The 18068-nt window shown below is 36.2% G+C and carries 14 protein-coding genes; 8 read left to right on the forward strand and 6 right to left on the reverse strand.

Translation table 11 applies throughout. From position 1 onward, the window contains the following. Positions 1-342: 342 nt before the first annotated feature. The 3 genes from Q0972_RS16030 to Q0972_RS16040 all read right to left on the reverse strand — a co-directional run bounded on the left by Q0972_RS16030 (position 343) and on the right by Q0972_RS16040 (position 5738). A complete protein-coding gene (locus tag Q0972_RS16030) occupies positions 343-2778 on the reverse strand; it encodes a T9SS type B sorting domain-containing protein (RefSeq protein ID WP_299367710.1) in 2436 nt (811 codons plus the stop codon). Between the two features lie 15 nt (positions 2779-2793). Then, positions 2794-4095, reverse strand: coding sequence for a ribosome biogenesis GTPase Der (gene der / locus Q0972_RS16035; protein WP_299367713.1), 1302 nt, complete (start codon positions 4093-4095; stop codon positions 2794-2796). Positions 4096-4169: 74 nt separating this feature from the next. Beyond that, the gene (locus tag Q0972_RS16040) at positions 4170-5738 is read right to left on the reverse strand and encodes a fibrinogen-like YCDxxxxGGGW domain-containing protein (protein ID WP_299367716.1); all 1569 of its coding nucleotides are present in this window, start codon (positions 5736-5738) and stop codon (positions 4170-4172) included. Positions 5739-5933: 195 nt separating this feature from the next. Between Q0972_RS16040 and Q0972_RS16045 the strand changes: the two genes are divergently transcribed. Continuing rightward, positions 5934-6455, forward strand: a complete 522-nt coding sequence (locus tag Q0972_RS16045; RefSeq protein WP_299367718.1) for a GTP-binding protein — start codon at positions 5934-5936, stop codon at positions 6453-6455. A 1-nt stretch (position 6456) separates the two neighbouring features. Here the strand turns inward: Q0972_RS16045 and era are convergent, their stop codons facing one another. Continuing rightward, positions 6457-7338, reverse strand: a complete 882-nt coding sequence (era, locus tag Q0972_RS16050; RefSeq protein ID WP_299367720.1) for a GTPase Era — start codon at positions 7336-7338, stop codon at positions 6457-6459. Between the two features lie 142 nt (positions 7339-7480). Here era and Q0972_RS16055 point away from each other — a divergent pair, with 142 nt between their 5' ends. From Q0972_RS16055 to Q0972_RS16085, 7 genes are all read left to right on the forward strand, one after another. Then, positions 7481-9148, forward strand: coding sequence for a formate--tetrahydrofolate ligase (locus Q0972_RS16055; RefSeq protein WP_299367723.1), 1668 nt, complete (start codon positions 7481-7483; stop codon positions 9146-9148). Between the two features lie 98 nt (positions 9149-9246). Next, positions 9247-10002 (forward strand): hypothetical protein, encoded by a 756-nt coding sequence (locus Q0972_RS16060; RefSeq protein WP_299367726.1) that lies wholly within the window; start codon positions 9247-9249, stop codon positions 10000-10002. 32 nt (positions 10003-10034) lie between these two features. After that, entirely contained in the window at positions 10035-11654 is a 1620-nt protein-coding gene (locus Q0972_RS16065) for a hypothetical protein (protein ID WP_299367729.1), read from the forward strand. Positions 11655-11663: 9 nt separating this feature from the next. After that, on the forward strand, positions 11664-12278 hold the full coding sequence (locus Q0972_RS16070) for a hypothetical protein (RefSeq protein ID WP_299367732.1): 615 nt from the start codon (positions 11664-11666) through the stop codon (positions 12276-12278). A gap of 85 nt (positions 12279-12363) precedes the next feature. Further along, entirely contained in the window at positions 12364-12942 is a 579-nt protein-coding gene (locus Q0972_RS16075) for a sigma-70 family RNA polymerase sigma factor (RefSeq protein WP_299367734.1), read from the forward strand. A gap of 5 nt (positions 12943-12947) precedes the next feature. Further along, entirely contained in the window at positions 12948-13679 is a 732-nt protein-coding gene (locus tag Q0972_RS16080) for a hypothetical protein (RefSeq protein WP_299367737.1), read from the forward strand. A 1-nt stretch (position 13680) separates the two neighbouring features. Beyond that, a complete protein-coding gene (locus tag Q0972_RS16085) occupies positions 13681-16899 on the forward strand; it encodes a CHAT domain-containing protein (RefSeq protein WP_299367740.1) in 3219 nt (1072 codons plus the stop codon). On the opposite strand, the gene Q0972_RS16090 is transcribed toward Q0972_RS16085, so the two are convergent. After that, a complete protein-coding gene (locus tag Q0972_RS16090) occupies positions 16900-17358 on the reverse strand; it encodes an RNA methyltransferase (RefSeq protein WP_299367743.1) in 459 nt (152 codons plus the stop codon). It abuts the gene before it with no gap. 326 nt (positions 17359-17684) lie between these two features. After that, a partial coding sequence (locus tag Q0972_RS16095; RefSeq protein ID WP_299367746.1) for a T9SS type A sorting domain-containing protein occupies positions 17685-18068 on the reverse strand: 384 nt, incomplete at its 5' end.

The raw sequence follows: 18068 nt of genomic DNA on the forward strand, positions 1-18068 counted from the left end.
AGGGCAATCGTATAATTCCCTTTTGGGTAAGCTAATTGTGTTGCCCTTAAAATTACTTCGGAAATTTTTACAAAAACCTGATAATTATCATATTGTATAATTTTTACCTACAAAGATATTGCTTAAAACGTCCTGTGAAATGCGTGTTTAGCCAAGTACCGCCTTGGGTGGGGGAACCGCTGTTCTGAATACGTAAAAATAAGTTATTACCTACATTTTAATTGGACTAAATAAATAGTAGGTTTGGGCGGTTCTCCTAAAAAGTATTTTTGATATCTAATCACAACGATTTTAAAACACCTGGAAAAGAACGGGACGAGAGCTTTACCCGTTTCATGCTATCTATCGCTTTAGTGTAAAATGGCCTCTAAAGGTTCTACCATCTATCAATTCGGCTAGAAACCAATAATCGTCATTGGGTTGTAAATGGCCATTGTACTGACCGTCCCAACTTGGGTTTTGCTCATTAAGGACAATCATCAGTTTACCATAACGGTCAAATATTTTTACAGAAGCTGTATTAGGAAATCGAGAAGAAAACCCTTTGATTTGCCAAGTGTCGTTTACGGTATCACCGTTTGGTGTAAAAAACCTTGGGAATCCTAAAATGGACACCTCCTCTGAAACGATGCCACAATCAGCTTTTATATCCTTTATATAAATGGTGTGGATTCCAGCAGAAACATTTTCGAAAATATTGGATTCTTGATAGACACCATTTTCATCATTGAGCGCATAGACATATTCGCCTTCACCCGATACTAAAACCGCAATTGTATTGTTGTTCGATATATCATTAACCTTAATAGTTTCAATAACCGCTGTGCTCGACGGAAATACCCTAATTACCCTTTGGTTGGTACAACCAGCGGGTCTCGTCACCAACACTTCGTAAGTTCCTATTTCATTAATTTCTATACTTATAGTAGTTTCACCTGTTGACCAATCATAAGCATAATTATTTGGGATATCCCCAATAATACCTCCATTAAGTGTTATGGTCTCTGGGAAAGTATTTAAACAATAATACACCTCTTCGTATTGCTCCAAATTAGGCACGTCTTTTACCGTTAAGAATACTTCATTAATGGCGTAACATGTATCATCAATTTCTACTCTAGCATAAATGGTTTGGCTATAGGGAACTTCATTAAAATACTCCTCAGTAATCTCATTAGTCTCTAAGAGTGCTTCGTTATAAGTTACAAAATATCCAACCTCTGCGTTAATCGGCGAATTGCCCAATATTTGGCTATCTGCTTCGGTAAGATCGAAAAAAACAAAGCCATCTACAACAAAGTCATCACAAACCTCGAGACTGGCAGAAAAATCATCCGATACATTGACTTGCAATGTCACCTCAGAACTACTGAAGCATCCAGAAAACCCATCAAGAACCCTAGCAAAAATGACTTGATTGTTTTGGGTATTCTCATAATTATCACCATTAATGGGAATTGTTAGTGCTTCATCCTCAAAAAACGAAACCTGCCATGTTGTTTCCACCTCTCCTGCTTCATCCCTCACAATATCATCTGCATAATTATTAAGGTTGAAACTCGAAATGCCATCGACAACTTCATCATCGCATTGAACTATAGCAATATCATTAGCAATTGGTGACACAAAAACGTTTACGGTAACTGGAATTCTACTGCCTCCATCACACCCATCAAACAATGGTAAAATATAATAGGTAGTATCCGTGTTTATGTGGTCTTCATAATAAAGCCCTGTATTAATAATTTCAGTGGAAGTTTCCGTTTCATACCATAAGACCTCATCCACATTGGTAGTGAGACTTATCTCTGCCATGCCTTCATCACAAACACTGTTAGCTGTAATTTCGGTCTTTGGCATTACGATGATTGTACTTCCCGAAACATTGATATCGGGATCACCATTTAAGCCACCAAACTCCACAATATAACCCTGCGGATGATAAGCACTATCTGGATTGGTTGCGCCGGTAACTACCAAATCGTTCCAAGACCCTAAAACACCAATGCTAGGATCTGTAATATGAGCATAATGTTCTTCGCCCAAATTATTTGGTTCTCCCTCATTCCAAAAGGCGAACATACCATCAGGGGAACTACCATCTACAGCGCCATTCCAAAATATTTGTCCAGCTTCAGGGCCAGTGTCCCACCGCCATACACCTTCTTGGGCGCGATCGGTACCTCCAATCCAGCCAGTACCTTCGGCTTGTATACCTGTTATCTGTACTTCTTCTGGTGTTGTTATCGTTGCCAAATACCCTTGTAGACCAAAATAGGTAGATTGAGCTGCGGCATTCCTAGCGTCGGACCAAGTGATGCCTACATCTTCTACATAGAGGTAATAATGACCTGTAGCTGGAAGAAAGCCGGCTTCACCTAGATTAATAGAAAAATATCTGTCTTGCGTAAAATTATTTGCTATCGTACTGAATCGCACTGCACTGATCGCGTTTTCAAATACAGTATGACTAGCTGGTCCTGTGAGTGTTAGTAATCCTGTTTGAAAAGACCATGATGCCGAAATGCTTGGGTGATCTCCCGTTAATTCAAGCACGTCCGATCCAAAAGTATAGCCCTCAGTAATTTGTATATAAACCACATCCAAACCACCTCCGCCTCCTGAAATGCTTATATCTGTAACTATTGGCATAGGTGCTTCACCACAATACAACTGGTTTCCTGAAACACTAATTTGTGGCGCATTTTGTGCATGACTTACTAGCAGAAAAGCAAAGGCACTGTATAAAAAAAGTAAGTATGAATTTACCCTTAACATAGCGTAGTTAATATACTACTTTTTGCGCATATATACACTAACCGGAACACCATTAAAGTTAAAATGGTCTCGCAATTGATTTTCTAGAAAACGTTTATAAGGATCTTTTACATATTGTGGCAAGTTACAGAAAAACGCAAATTGTGGTTGCGGTGTTGGCAACTGCATAATGTATTTGATTTTTACATACTTACCTTTGTATGCCGGTGGAGGGTTTTGTTCTATTATCGGTAGTAAAACCTCATTAAGCACACTTGTTTTTATACGCTTTGTACGATTTTTATAAACCTCGACAGCTGTTTCTATAGCTTTAAAAATACGCTGCTTATTCAGTACAGAAATAAATACTATCGGTACGTCTGTAAATGGTGCAATTTGCTTTTTGATATATTGCTCAAATGCTTTAGCTGTTCTGGTATCTTTTTCAACTAAATCCCATTTATTTACCAAAATAACAACGCCCTTTCTATTACGTTCGGCGAGCCAGAATATATTCTGAACCTGCCCATCAAATCCACGTGTGGCATCTAAGACCAATAAACAAACATCACAATGCTCTATAGCTCTGATGCTTCGCATTACTGAATAAAACTCTAGGTCTTCCTTTACTTTAGATTTTTTACGAATCCCAGCGGTATCGACCAAATTAAACTCAAAACCAAATCGATTGTATTTGGTATCGATAGCATCTCTTGTGGTCCCTGAAATATCAGTTACAATATAACGCTCCTCGCCTATTAATGCATTTATAAAGGAGGATTTCCCAGCATTAGGTCGCCCTACTACAGCAAATCTGGGTAATTGTTCTTCTTCTATGTCTTCTTTTTCTGGTAAGGCTTCAACAACGGCATCCAATAAATCACCTGTACCGCTACCATTGATGCTTGCAATGGTATAATAATCTCCAAGACCTAGGGCATAAAACTCAACGGCATCTTCGGCGCGTTTATTATTATCAACTTTATTAACTACCAGGAAAACAGGTTTGTCTACTTTTCGAAGTAAATTGGCTACATCTTCATCCATGCCTGTTACACCACTTTCTACATCTACCATAAAAATAATGGCATCCGCTTCATCAATAGCCAGTTCTACTTGTTTATCTATTTCGGCTTCAAAAACGTCATCACTACCTACAACATAACCACCGGTATCGATTAAGGAAAACTCCTTACCATTCCAATCGGTCTTGCCATAATGCCGGTCTCTTGTAACCCCACTAACGGCATCGACAATGGCTTCCCGTCTTTGAATTAGACGATTAAAAAACGTTGATTTACCAACATTTGGCCTCCCAACAATAGCAACAATACCCATCCTATAAAAATTGGCTATAAAATTACGAAAATAACCTTATAGCCCATTGAATTTAAAATCTTAATAAAAACGAATTATCTAATCCATATCCTATGCAAAGTACTGTTTCTTTCGTCATTTGGAGCATCATCCATTTCCCAATCATCACTACCGTTGCTGAAACCACACCGCCATTCGTTCTGGTTGTTTCTAGTAAATGGATTATCTATCATAGCTAAATCACCTCTATTAACACTGCGGTTGAATGCAACGAAAGGCAGGTTAGACGTATGGTCTGTAAATGGCAAATAATTGTTCCTTAAATCATCTAAATCTACACCACCTGTACCCGTTTGAAAATAATTAATCATATCGTCTTGTGCGATTTTAAAGTGTAAAACTCTTGCATGTCCACTGGATAATCCATAAAAACGCACCTCATTAAAATCAAAATTACCGAGTAAGGTATTAGAGGCATGCCCCCAAAATGTTGTGCCACTTTCGTTTGGTGGGGCAGGACTCACCGTACTTGTTCCTAAAAGTGGCAAGTTGATGTCTCGAATCTGCTCAGTAGGGTTAGAACCAGCGGGCCTTACATAATTTGTTACTAGGGTCCAACCTCCGCCATCAGTACTCATATCGCAATAACAATCGAAAGCATCCATACCACCACCGCCATCTGGGTCTATCTGATAAACACCATCGGTAGCCGATGCATCTTCGGCCAGTATCTGTTTACAATCTCTTGGATTGGCTTCAACAATTACAGTTAAGGCCAAGCTTGTAGAAAATCCGCAGTCTGATGTAAAGGTTAATGTATAATTGTTTGCACCTATTGGTGCTGAGGGTAATACATTTAAATCAAAGTCTAAACTACAGTCATAAGAACAGGCTGCACTATAAGACTCATTAATATTTGCGATATCATTAGAGGTAATACTAACATTACCAGCATTTGTTCCGGCTTGTGCTATGAAAAAGTTAAAATTTATGGGCTTAGAGCCAGAAACTGGGCGTGTTACATATTGGGTAAGGTTACTATTGTTAGTAATGTCAAACTCGCATCCAGTTATAGTTATATTGACCGTAACAAAGGCTACCTCGCCACAATCTGCTACAATTTGGAAGATTGCCTGTCCTGTATCTCCTACTGCAGCTGTTGAACTATTTTCTAATGTAAATGCAATTGTCTGATCCGTTGTTCCGGGAGCAGTCGCTACATTAGTATTGTTTGGTGTAATGCTATTAACACTAATATCAAAACCAGTATCCGAGAAAACCAAAGCTGTCGTTAAGTTACCTGGCGTACCCAAAGTTTCTTGTAATCTGGTTACAACGCTTTCGGTGGCCCCTTTGTCCATAAATATGTTAAAGGTACTAGGAAAGTTGGCAATACCACAGTCTTGTGCGGAATTTAATGTAAACCATGTACCATCGTAGTAATACTGAAATACTTTTTCAGTTGTATTTACAATTAACAATCCATTGGCAGGATCTACAATTGCATTGCGTTCTGTAGAAGTCAATCTAGGTATTAATAAACCTGCATTATTAACGTCAATATCTAAGGCAGAAGAAGGATTTGGAGAAGTTGTACCAATACCAACTTGTGCCGAAAGTTGACACATAATAAATAATGCTAAAAAGAGTGTATAAGTTTTCATTTTTTGGCAAAATTGAGGATGACAAAGCTATTGCTAAAGAAAAAACCTACAAAATCCTTCAACGAGTATTTCTGCTAATCATCTAATTTTTAAACAAATATTTCAATCAAACCTCAAAAAAAGATGCTTTTTGGTTAAAATTATATATAATAAGCTTATTTTCAACCTTAAAATTAGACTTGAAAATTAATCCTAGTGAATTTAGATAATGACATTATTTTAAGACCAAGATTTAAATTCAATGTCAACCATGACAATGAGCATTTACTTTCGTTGTTTGAGACCGAAGGTAAAAAACAGTCTGATTTTATTGTAACTCGTGTGGACGATCATGTATTCATTAAAATCCCTAAGGATAAGCAGCATTTTTGGTCACCTCAACTGCATCTCGAAATTAACGAAGATTACGATGACAAGGACATCAGTACTATTTATGGACTATTTGGACCAAACCCAACGGTTTGGACCATGTTTATGTTCTTACATTTTGTGGTAGCTTGTATTTTTGTCGGATTTGCAATCTGGGCTTACGTGAATTGGTCTTTAGACAATGATTACGCAGTTCAGTTATTTGTGACCTTAATGATGATTGTCGTTTGGTTTGCACTGTATTTTAGTGGGCGTCTTGGAAAAAAAGCGGGTATGGAGCAAATGCATCAACTACACCATTTTATGAGAGACACATTAAGAAGTAAAGATATCCATGCTATGAGCTAGGTTACTTTTGGTTATAGCCAAAGCGTTTTAATTGGTTCTGATTGCTTCGCCAATTCTTGTTGACTTTTACATACAATTCTAGGTGTATCTGTTTATCAAAAAACTGTTCTAAGTCCTTTCTGGCTTCTACGCCAACACGTTTTAGGGCTGTTCCTTTATGGCCTATAATAATGCCTTTTTGAGTTTCTCTTTCTACCATAATGACTGAACGTATCCTAATAATTTTTTCTTCCTCAAAAAATTCTTCGGTATCTACCTCAACAGCGTAAGGGATCTCCTTTTTATAGTGCAATAATATTTTCTCTCTGATGGCTTCATTGACAAAGAAGCGCTCAGGTCTATCAGTCAACTGATCTTTAGGGTAAAATGGTGGAGATTCTGGTAGCAATTCTATAATCCTTTGAAATACGTTTTCAACATTAAACCCATTTAATGCAGAAATAGGATAAAACTCTGCGTTAGGTACTTTATTTTGCCATAGTTCTGCTTGCGCCTCTAACTCCTCTTGGTTAGAGTTGTCAATTTTATTCAACAACAGAAGTACTGGAATTTTTGAATTAGTAATCTTTTTGAAAAAGGCTTCGTCTTTTAGTTCTTTCTCGCCAATTTCTACCATGTAGATTAAAACATCAGCATCTTCAAAAGCAGACTTTACAAAATCCATCATGGATTCCTGTAACTCATAAGCTGGTTTTATAATGCCAGGTGTATCGCTCAATATCACCTGAAAATCATCACCATTAACTATACCTAATATACGGTGTCTTGTTGTCTGTGCCTTAGAGGTAATGATGGATAACTTTTCGCCTATAAAAGCATTCATTAAAGTGGATTTCCCCACATTAGGATTACCAATAATATTAACAAAACCTGCTTTATGCATATGTGATATTTTTCACAAAGTTACATCTTTGGTATTTATAAAAGCCATTTAAAACCAGAACAATCAACATATGACAAAAATCACCCTTTAACTCTAGACAAAACTATAACTTTGATTGTTAACTAATCTATTGCGAATTATAATGACAGATCTTCAGATAGCAAAAAAAGTAAAGCTTAAACCTATAACAGAAATAGCAAAAACATTTGGTATTGATCCTAACATTATTGATATGTATGGTAAATACAAAGCTAAAGTCCCATTATCCTGCATTAATAGAAACAAAGCAAAACAAAGCAATCTTATACTTGTTTCCGCAATTTCCCCTACACCCGCAGGAGAAGGAAAAACAACAATTTCAATTGGTCTGTCTGAAGCACTTAATCGGTTGAAAAAGAAAACTACAGTCGTCTTAAGAGAGCCTTCCTTGGGGCCAGTTTTTGGTATAAAGGGTGGAGCAACTGGTGGAGGATATTCACAAGTATTGCCATTAGAAGATATTAACCTTCATTTTACTGGGGATTTTTCAGGAATAGAAAAAGCACACAACCTACTTGCAGCGATCATCGATAATAATATTCAAAGTAAAACTAACTCTTTGGGATTAGACCCTAGAACAATTACTTGGAAACGCGTGGTGGATATGAACGACAGGGCCTTGCGACGAATCATTGTTGGGCTTGGCGGTACATCTTCTGGAATCCCAAGAGAAACTGGATTTGATATTACGGCAGCATCAGAAATTATGGCCATATTGTGTATTTCCAAAAGCTTAAGTGATTTAAAAAAACGATTGGGCAATATTTTTATAGGCTATACTTTCGATAAAAAACCTATTTACGCACGCAACTTAAAAGTGGCGGGAGCAATGGCCACTTTACTTCGGCATGCTATTAAACCTAATCTAGTACAGACCATTGAGGGTAATCCTGCAATAATTCATGGTGGTCCGTTTGCAAATATAGCGCAGGGAACAAATTCCGTCATAGGAACTTTAATGGGTATGACCTACTCCGAATATACCGTCACCGAGGCAGGTTTTGGTTTTGATTTAGGTGCTGAAAAGTTTTTCGACATTAAATGTCAAAGTGCTAATATTTCACCAAAAGCTGTTGTACTAACTACTACGATTCGTGCTTTAAAATATCATGGTGGTGCAGATATAAAATCCTTAGATATTCCGAATATCGATGCCTTAAGAGATGGCTTACCTAACCTTGAGAAACATTTAGAAAATATCAAACTATTTGGGGTGACGCCAATCATAGCAATCAATAGGTTTAAGTCTGATAGCAAAGAAGAGATTGAACTTATAAAAGACTTTGCCAAAATCAAAAATATACGTTGTGCCGTGGCTAATGTCTGGGCTAAGGGTGGTAGAGGCGCCATAAAGTTAGCAGAACACGTCATTGAAGTAGCAGAAGCCTGCAAGACAAAATTTAAGCCTCTCTATCAGTGGAATGATAACATAGAGACCAAAATTGAAACTATTGCCCAAAACATTTATGGTGCTGAACATGTTGATTACAACTCCACTGCCAAACGCCAACTAAAACAAATTAAAGATCTAGGACTGGAAAATCTTCCGATATGTGTTGCAAAAACTCAAAAGTCATTATCCGACAATCCAAAGCTATTAGGGAGACCCAAGGATTTCATTATAACCGTTCGGGAAATTGAGATAGCTTCTGGTGCCGGTTTTCTTATTCCAATTACCGGTGAGATTATGAGAATGCCTGGTTTACCTGCCCATCCGGCTTCCGAAGGCATTGATATTAGCGACAGTGGAGAAATCACAGGTCTATTTTAATCATTCCTCAGGATAGAAACTATCCATTGCAAAAATAAATTTGATGACATTTTAGATGCTCGTCGATAAGTAAGAAATGAACTAAAAAACCATTTCTTATGAATCGCTTTAAAATTTTAAAATTAGCAGTATTTGTATTGGTAGTTGTATCATGCTCATCTGGAGATGATAACGACAATAATAGTTTTATCAACCGAGCATCGAGTTGTGATAACGCTGTTGGCTATTCTGGTGCTTATTGGGATTTTGCAAATGCTATACCTGTACCTTGGCCTGTTTTTCCAACATTACAAAATCCAGGACAGCAATTCATCCATAGCCAAAATCCGTTATTGGGATTCACCATTCCACAAGGATTTTCTGCCAATGAAATTACAAATCCACAAACATCATCAATTGGTGTTGATGTCATTAGAGGCGACAATAATGTTGTATTTAGATGGGTACCAAATAGTTTTATCCTACAACAGATACCATCTCAAGATATTCTGGCATCTCAAATCAATACCTTTTTTGCCTTCTATGGTTTCAATGGTACACCAGAGGTTTTATGTACCGAAACGAAACAGGAAATTTTTGCTGGTATTCCTCGAGAGTTTAATGCAAGATTACTTCGCTTTAATGGTGTTGTAGCCCAATTTTGGGTTATTGCAACCTATGTGGCTGGCGGAACTTCGTTTGCGATTTCGGTTACCACGGCACCAGAAGCTGAATACGAACAGCAAGTACAGCAGACCTTTTTACCATTAAACTATCAATTATATGTCGATACTAATGGAAACGTGGTTGACAATGATGGTGATGGATGGAATGTATTGGTAGATCCAGACGACAATAATCCTAATATCCCATAAAAAAAGTAATTAACAACCAAAACTATTTAATTATGAAAAAACTAGCCATCCCATTAGCCCTGTGCACACTAGGTCTCATCCTAACAGCATTGAGCTTTTTTGGTTCAAAAGCAGGTAGTGCTGATGATATTGACATTACTATTGACAAAACCTCGTTTATAATGCCAGCTGCACATAGAGTGTATTCCAATCCTGATGCTCTTGATGGTAAATACTATCTGTTTAAAGCTAAAATTACTAATAATTCTTCTGAAACTCTCGAGGATGTGACTGTAAAATATCGTATTCCAAATTATATTGATTGGACAGAGTTAACAGTTTCGGGTGAAATGTTCCCAGGACAAACTTTAGTGGTGCCATGTTACCCAAAGTTTAACAATGATATTACAGAAAAAACAACAGAATCTGTCGAAAAAACCGAAATTGAAATCTCTTGGGATGGCGCTGAAGAAGATGATATCATTGAAGAGGATTTTACTTTTAAATTAACTAATAGAAATGAATATGTCTACACCGGTATTAAAAGCGAAGAGATCAGTTCTTATGCCGATATCTATGATAACGATGCACTTATTGCCTGTTTTGTAACGCCTAATGACCCAGTTGTAAAATACTACGCTCAAAATCTTCAAGAAAAAGTATTAAAGGGGGAAGCAGCAGGCATCTCAAGAAATGAAAAAGATGCTGTGCGATTTTTAATGGGTATTTATGAGGCTACGCGTTTATCACATATGGTGTACAGTAGCACTAAAGGCGTACCAAAAAGTACCGACGATGTTGCGTCACTTGTTCAACAGGTTCGTTTACCGCGAGAAGTTATTACAGGCAACACCGGACTCTGTATCGAACTCAGCACTTTATATGCGAGTGTGTTGTCTACTGCTGGGATAGACCCGATTATATTTTTTGTACCAGGCCATGCCTATCCTGGATTTAGAATGAATGGCCAATATTATGCTATCGAAGCTACTGGCATAAATGGTGAAGGTTTAGGTGGTATTGCTAGTGCGGAAGATGCCTTCAAAACAGGACAAAAACAACTTCAAGAATTTATGAAATTTGCGCAAATGGGTGATCCTCGGTATACATTCGTCGATATTCATGGTGTCAATGCCCTAGGTGTTACTTCTATGGATTTAAAGGATAATGACTTTATGCGTAAAAAAGTAGATGACATTGTAGCCTCATGGTCTGGTGGCGGTCCACAAATCGTACCAAATAACAATAATGGTGGTAACAACATCATAACTCCAGATCGTCCACTTCGTACTGGAAACGCCCTATCGTTTTCAATTCCGGCAGGATGGCAAACCATGATGCGTCCAGCACCTCAAATGCCAATTCTTACAGCACAGGTTGTTGCACCGGACCAAATGACCACAGTATCCATTTACGATATCCCAACTAACAATATGCAACAGGCCATGAACACTTTAAACCAATATTTTATGAGTTTTGGTATGGAGATGCAATATCAGTCTAACGGTAATAGTCTTGCAGGACAAACTTATTCTGCTAACGGCAACTTTAATTGGATAGGCAAAGCTCTAAGAAGGCAAGGAGGTATAAGAATAGTTGCGGTGGGATCGCCTGATTATATGTACAATCAAAATTCTGGGATAATAAATCAAGTCTATAACAGCATCAGATAAAATAAAAAAATGAAAACTTTAACAACAATCATAGTCGCAAGTACAATGCTATTTAGCATTACAATCAATGCGCAGTTACAACAAAAGATAGAAATGCGAATAGATTCTATTGGCAATGCAAAGCTCAAAATTACCTCGACCATGAATGCTCAACAATGGCAAGTATGGAATAGCAATTATGGTAATAATCCTTCTGCATTAAAACGCGATATAGAACGCAACATGCCCGCCTATTTTCTGGACGATTTTAAACTTGAAAAAGATGACATGAATCGTTCTTTCAATCTAAGTCTTAATGCCTATGGTGCATGTGAGATTAATAAGCGTGGTAAATGGGTTGTAGATACTGATCAGAAAAACGCCCAACTTACAGAACTGGCAGAAAACAAATATATGCTGGTGAGCAGTCCGCCTGAGTATGGTGGTAACTTACAACAAACCTTTATTATAGAGTTACCCAACGATGCTAAAAACATTAAAACGGATAATAATGCCTTTGGAAAAACTGTTTTTGAATTTGATATGGACCCACCATCTTCTGGTTTTAACTTAATGCGTTGGGCAGGTATTTTGTTAATTGTAGTTGGTGGAGGTTGGCTAGGTAAAGACATGATAAAGAAGTAACGTCGTTAAAAAAACCTATATGAATTATAGTAAGTATTGGTAAAAAATTGAAATAATTGTATCTTACTCATGTTTAGCTATTAACATGAGGGAAGTATATAAAACTGGCCAAAAACTACAAATCGTTAGTGCCATCAAGAGTAATGATTCCGTTACTTTAAGACGTATTTATACCAGTAATTATCCTAAAGTTGAAACACTGGTTTTAAAAAATAACGGTACTAAAGATCATGCAAAAGACATTTTTCAAGAGGCATTTTTAGCCGTATGGCAAAATGTGAAACAAGATAAGTTCATCCCACAGAACGAATCTTCAATTAATGGTTATCTGTACACTATTGCTAAAAATAAATGGATGGATGTTTTACGCTCCCAAGGTTACAAAAAAACAGTTATTGCTTCCCAGTTGTCTTATTTTGAAATAAAAGATGGAGAAAATAATGGTATCGATGATGACATTTTAAAAGATAAACGATTAGAAGATGTAATGCTGGCCTTTAAAGATTTGGGTGATGCATGCAAAAGCATACTTCGTATGTTTTATTTCGAAAAGAAATCCATGAATCTAATAGCAGAAGAACTAAAATTGGATTCGGCCTCTACTCGAAACAAAAAATACAGATGTATGCAAAAATTAAGACAAATAGCCCTAAAAAATAATTAATAGCAATGGACTTACGTAATATATCACAAGAAGAATTTGAAATCATTGAGGCCTATTTAACAGATACGCTTTCTGATGAAGACTCACTCAAATTTGAAGATAGACTTAAGAACGAAGATGGTTTTGCCACAAAGGTAGAGGATATAAGAACTGTTTTAACAGGTATAGAAACCCAAGCACTTAAGGAACAGTTAGATCATTTCCACCACGACTTATCTACGGACAAAAACAAAACCACAAAAAAACCTAAAGTAAAATCCTTAAACTGGAAGAGAATTACCGTTGCTGCAGCACTTATTATTGCTGCTGGTAGTTTTTGGTTTTTAAATGATAATACAAATGAACGCTTATACGCAAAGTATTTTACACCAGATCCAGGCTTACCAACCACAATGGGCAGTAATGAGAATTACGAATTTTACGAAGCCATGGTATCCTACAAACAGGGGAACTACCAAGATGCACTAAATACATGGAAGAATCAGCTTAAGACCAAAACCACCAATGACACATTAAATTATTTTGTGGGCTCTGCTCTACTAGCTTATAAAAAAGAAAATGAAGCAATATCCTATTTGTTGGAAGTGACCAAACAAGCAAACACAACTTTTAAAAACGAAGCGTTTTACTATCTCGGATTGGCATATTTAAAGGCAAACAACAAAAATGAAGCCATCAACTTCTTAAAAAAGTCTGACTTTACTAAAGCAAAAGACCTACTAAAAAAACTGAATTAAAATGGGCAACATTAAACATATTACACTTCTACTTTTGGTATTAGTGAGTACCCTTGGTGGCTTATTTTCACAAAACACCAATGAAACTAATCTTAAAAAATTAGACAGCTATCTCAATAATGAAGCGCTAAAAAAGGCCGAAGAATTCGCATATAAAAATATTGATTCTCTCATAGCATTAAACAAGTTTTATGAAGCTATGGACTACGTGTACTATATAGGACAAATAGAGTCCAAAAAAAATGGAACTAAGGCAGCTATAAAAGTCATTCTAGACTTCGAATCCAGAATCAAATCGCTTACAGACAACAAAAAAGCTTTACGCCAGCTAGCTCTGGAAACTGGTTCATTCCATGAATCCATTGGTGACTCCGAAACAGCAAAAAATTATAATTTAAAGGCCTTAGAAATTACTGAGAAAATGCCTGACGCCACAGGAAAAGACCTGGCACTAATAGAGAGCAACTTAGGTGTTTATTATTCGCGTTTAGGAGATTTAACTACCGCAATTAAATATCATAAAAGAGGGCTTAGATCTTTACAAAGTGATTCCACGTCTAAAGCAGATAGTTATTATATTTCATATAATTCCTTGGGCGCCATGATGTGGTATACCTCAAAATTTGATAGTGCTGTGTATTATTACAAAAAAGCTGAGAAAACCTTAAAAAAACTAGAAGAAAGTCCTATCAACAAATATTACCGCCCAGCAAGTCTTAATAATAATATAGCTGCAGTTTACAGCATCCAAGGTAATATGGACGCTTCAATCAAAGCCATGCAAACTACGGTCGACTATCTGCATGCTTTTTTGAGAGAAGATATAAGTGATATTCGTCGACAATACGCGCAACAGTTTTTATTTCAAGCCATTGACAACTACGGAGGTCTTTACAAGGAAATAGGTGATTATAAAAAAGCCAAACAACTCATCACATATGCCTACGAGCAAAAAAAGAAAAATCTTCCTCCCGAGAGTCCCGAAATTGCCAAAGGAAAAGTTTTACTGGGACAGATTGATGTTTCACTGAAAAACTACAAAGAGGCTGATAGACTTTTGGATGAAGGCATCAAAAATTTCAAGGCTATTAATGGTGATTATGATTATTGGCTTGCTGATGCTCACTATAACAAAGCCTTGCTATATATGGATTTAGGGCAAGAAAACGATGCTAAAGTACATCTTGAAAAGAGTGAAAACTATTATAAGGCCTCCCTTGGTGACTATTATGACGAGCTTTATATAGATTTCATTGTAAATGCTTCTAACTTTTACTCGCAAATTGGTGAAAAGGATAAAGCTCTATTAATGGCATCTGAAGCTTTAAAATACATAAAGGATAATCAGGGTGAAAAGACATTATTAGAGTATTTTCAAGTGCTTAATCTAGCGGATATTTATTACCACCATGAGGACTATAATAAAGCACTCGATTATTGTAATCAAGCTATAGAATTACTAAACTCTAATGAATTTGTAAAAAATAGTAAGCTGAATAGTTTACAAATAGAAAGTAATAAGGTGAGTGCCATTCTACTGAAGGTAAAAACTAATCTAAAGCTAACTCAAAATAAAAATGAAGCTTTTTTAAGATCACAACTTACCCAAATCGACAAGGCTATTCAGCTTCTGGAAGAAAAAAAGTCAGTGATTACCAATGATAATTCCACAGCAATTTTAATTCAGAATAATTTAGGTGTTTTTAAAATTGCCAAGACTCTAAATTTAGAACTCTATCAACTGACTAAAAAAGAAGAATACCTAGAGGCCTTGCTTGGATATCACGAATCTATGATTTACAATAAGATTAGAAATAGATTAAATTCAAAATCGATAAAGCTAACTGCAAATTTACCAAAAGAGATCTTGGAAGAAGAGCGAACGCTAAAGCGTAAGCTGAATAGCTTTTTAAATGAAGATGCTAACTTTGACACTTTTATTGAAAATGAAAAAAAATGGTCACAGTTTATTGCACGCCTAAAAAATGAATATCCCAATTATTACAAATTACGATATGCTTCTATATCACAATCCTTAAAGGACTTAAAACGTAATGTACCTCAATCCTCAACAATTGTAAGGTACCTTTATATCTATGAAGACCTATATGCGTTTATAATAAATTCTTCCTCTATCAATATCGTTGCTTTAGGTCCTAAAGACATAAGCGATCATATAGCTCTGCTCAATAAAAAAACGGAAGCCATAGAGACTTCATTTAAAATTCAGTCAGAATTGTACGATCAACTATGGAAACCACTAGAAAGCTATGTAGATACGGATTATGTTATTATCATTCCTGACAAAGAACTTTTTAACTTAAGTTTTGAATTATTGACCACAAAGATATGCGATAACTACAAAGATTTAAGCTCCAATAGTCTTTTAGCAACCCATACGATATCTTATAACTATAGCCTTTTCTTAATCGATAAAAATAGTCAGCCCGTTGGTTATAATTCTAATTTTATTGGCTTTGCGCCAGAGTTTAGTGACGAGATGAAAACAAATTATAAAATCGCAATAAAAGATTCTGTTAACATGGATTACGGCTATCTAAGATTATTGCCCCAGCCATTCGCAAAAGATTTAACCAAGAGTTATTCGGTGTTCTTTAACGGAAACTCTTTTTTAAACGAACATGCATCTAAAAGTGTATTCACAAAAAATGCTAAAGAGCATAAAATAATTCATATTGGTACACATGCGGAATCTGATAATATCGCACCAGAGTTTTCGAGATTGATATTTGCCAAGAACACCGAGGATGAAAATAACTCATTATACACCTACGAAATTTACAACCAGAATTTGGCCTCAAACCTAGCTATATTAACGGCCTGCGAAACGGGAAAACCAAGTTACCAACCTGGCGAAGGCATGATATCATTGGCTCATGCATTTAATTATGCAGGTAGTGAAAGTATTTTAACAAGTCTTTGGAAAATTGACGAACAATCTAGTGCTAAAATCTTAGGGTATTTTTACGATAATATTTCAAAAGGTCTAAAAAAGGACGAAGCACTTAAAGCAGCTAAACTAGAATATATCTCTAATGCTGAAGGTAGGACCATTGCACCACAATATTGGGCAGGTTTAGTCTTAATTGGAGATACAACCCCAATAGATATTAATGCTACTAGTGATTTATGGATTTGGTTAGTCTTAGGATCTGCTGTTTTAGGAATAATTCTCTTTTTTGTGAGAAAATACAAGTAATTAGACCCTTGGCTTATTAATACCTCTATCGTACATGACAATACTACCCGCTACAGAGACATTAAGACTTAATTGGGATTTAAATTTTACCAGAAAATGACTTCTTTCTATAGCCTGTTTGGATAACCCATGATCTTCAGCGCCCAATAAATACACACAACGTCTTGGATGATGAAATGTTTCTAAATCCTCAGCTTCATCCGTGAGTTCAACACCTACCAATCGTGCCCCTTTTGGGAGATTGTTAAAAAAATCATCAAAGGTCTCATAATGAAAATAAGGCATCGACTTTACCGCATTATGCGTATCAGATGCTTGTTTGGCATAGCGATTCCCTATGGTAAAAATAAAACTCGCACCCAAGTTTTGCGCCGAACGCCAGAGCACGCCCAAATTTTCTGGTGTTTTCCCATTTTGAATACCTATACCAAAGAATTCATTCACAAAATTGTCTGTCATAACAACAAAGATAGTAGTCTAAGTAAAGTTCTAAATAATTATCTATCAATATTAGTAAACTTATATTTATAATCTTTAACAGCTTATCAGCGATAAAAAAATAGTTTAAAAGCCATAGCAAAACAAATAATGCTAATGATATATAAAAAAGCCGCCTCAAAGAGCGGCCTTTTCAACTAGAATTATTAACTAAAAAAATAATTCATTAAAAACCCAAAAATTACTATTGGTACAATTAAAATTAGAAGCCAAGTTACATTGTGAATCAAATTTCGTCTTTTGTTTCTCATAATAATTTGATTTTCTAATTAAGTCATATAATCGCATTAACGCTTCACGATTTTCTCTGACAGTACGATATTCGGTCCATTAGAAAGTGTCAGTATATATATTCCATTTTGAAGTGATAATAAATCAATTAAATTGTTTAATCCACTATTGATAGCTTTTGTAAGGACTTTTCGCCCTGAAAAATCATAAACATTCAATGATAGCCCTGCTATTGATTCGTCTTTAATAGATATGTTTAAAGTACTTGTCACAGGGTTTGGATAAATGCTCACTCTCGATTCGAAAAAGTCTTCAATACTTAAAGTTGAATCCCAGAAGGTCGACCCGAAATCCGTGGCCGTTCCCGTAAAGGTATATGGCGAACTTCCCGACACGAAGTTGTTCGCATCGTCCCAGCGGCCTGCCGTTACGGCCTGTCC

The organism is Winogradskyella sp. (assembly GCF_028282165.1).
Lineage (GTDB): Bacteria > Bacteroidota > Bacteroidia > Flavobacteriales > Flavobacteriaceae > Winogradskyella.

Excerpts from the sequence above, each read along its gene's own strand:
- Q0972_RS16075 (WP_299367734.1), top strand. The coding sequence starts at position 12,364 with ATGAGGGAAGTATATAAAACTGGCCAAAAACTACAAATCGTTAGTGCC.
- Q0972_RS16085 (WP_299367740.1), top strand. The coding sequence starts at position 13,681 with ATGGGCAACATTAAACATATTACACTTCTACTTTTGGTATTAGTGAGT.
- Q0972_RS16040 (WP_299367716.1), bottom strand. The coding sequence starts at position 5,738 with ATGAAAACTTATACACTCTTTTTAGCATTATTTATTATGTGTCAACTT.
- Q0972_RS16055 (WP_299367723.1), top strand. The coding sequence starts at position 7,481 with ATGACAGATCTTCAGATAGCAAAAAAAGTAAAGCTTAAACCTATAACA.
- Q0972_RS16060 (WP_299367726.1), top strand. The coding sequence starts at position 9,247 with ATGAATCGCTTTAAAATTTTAAAATTAGCAGTATTTGTATTGGTAGTT.
- Q0972_RS16030 (WP_299367710.1), bottom strand. The coding sequence starts at position 2,778 with ATGTTAAGGGTAAATTCATACTTACTTTTTTTATACAGTGCCTTTGCT.
- Q0972_RS16090 (WP_299367743.1), bottom strand. The coding sequence starts at position 17,358 with ATGACAGACAATTTTGTGAATGAATTCTTTGGTATAGGTATTCAAAAT.
- era (WP_299367720.1), bottom strand. The coding sequence starts at position 7,338 with ATGCATAAAGCAGGTTTTGTTAATATTATTGGTAATCCTAATGTGGGG.
- Q0972_RS16080 (WP_299367737.1), top strand. The coding sequence starts at position 12,948 with ATGGACTTACGTAATATATCACAAGAAGAATTTGAAATCATTGAGGCC.
- der (WP_299367713.1), bottom strand. The coding sequence starts at position 4,095 with ATGGGTATTGTTGCTATTGTTGGGAGGCCAAATGTTGGTAAATCAACG.
- Q0972_RS16065 (WP_299367729.1), top strand. The coding sequence starts at position 10,035 with ATGAAAAAACTAGCCATCCCATTAGCCCTGTGCACACTAGGTCTCATC.
- Q0972_RS16070 (WP_299367732.1), top strand. The coding sequence starts at position 11,664 with ATGAAAACTTTAACAACAATCATAGTCGCAAGTACAATGCTATTTAGC.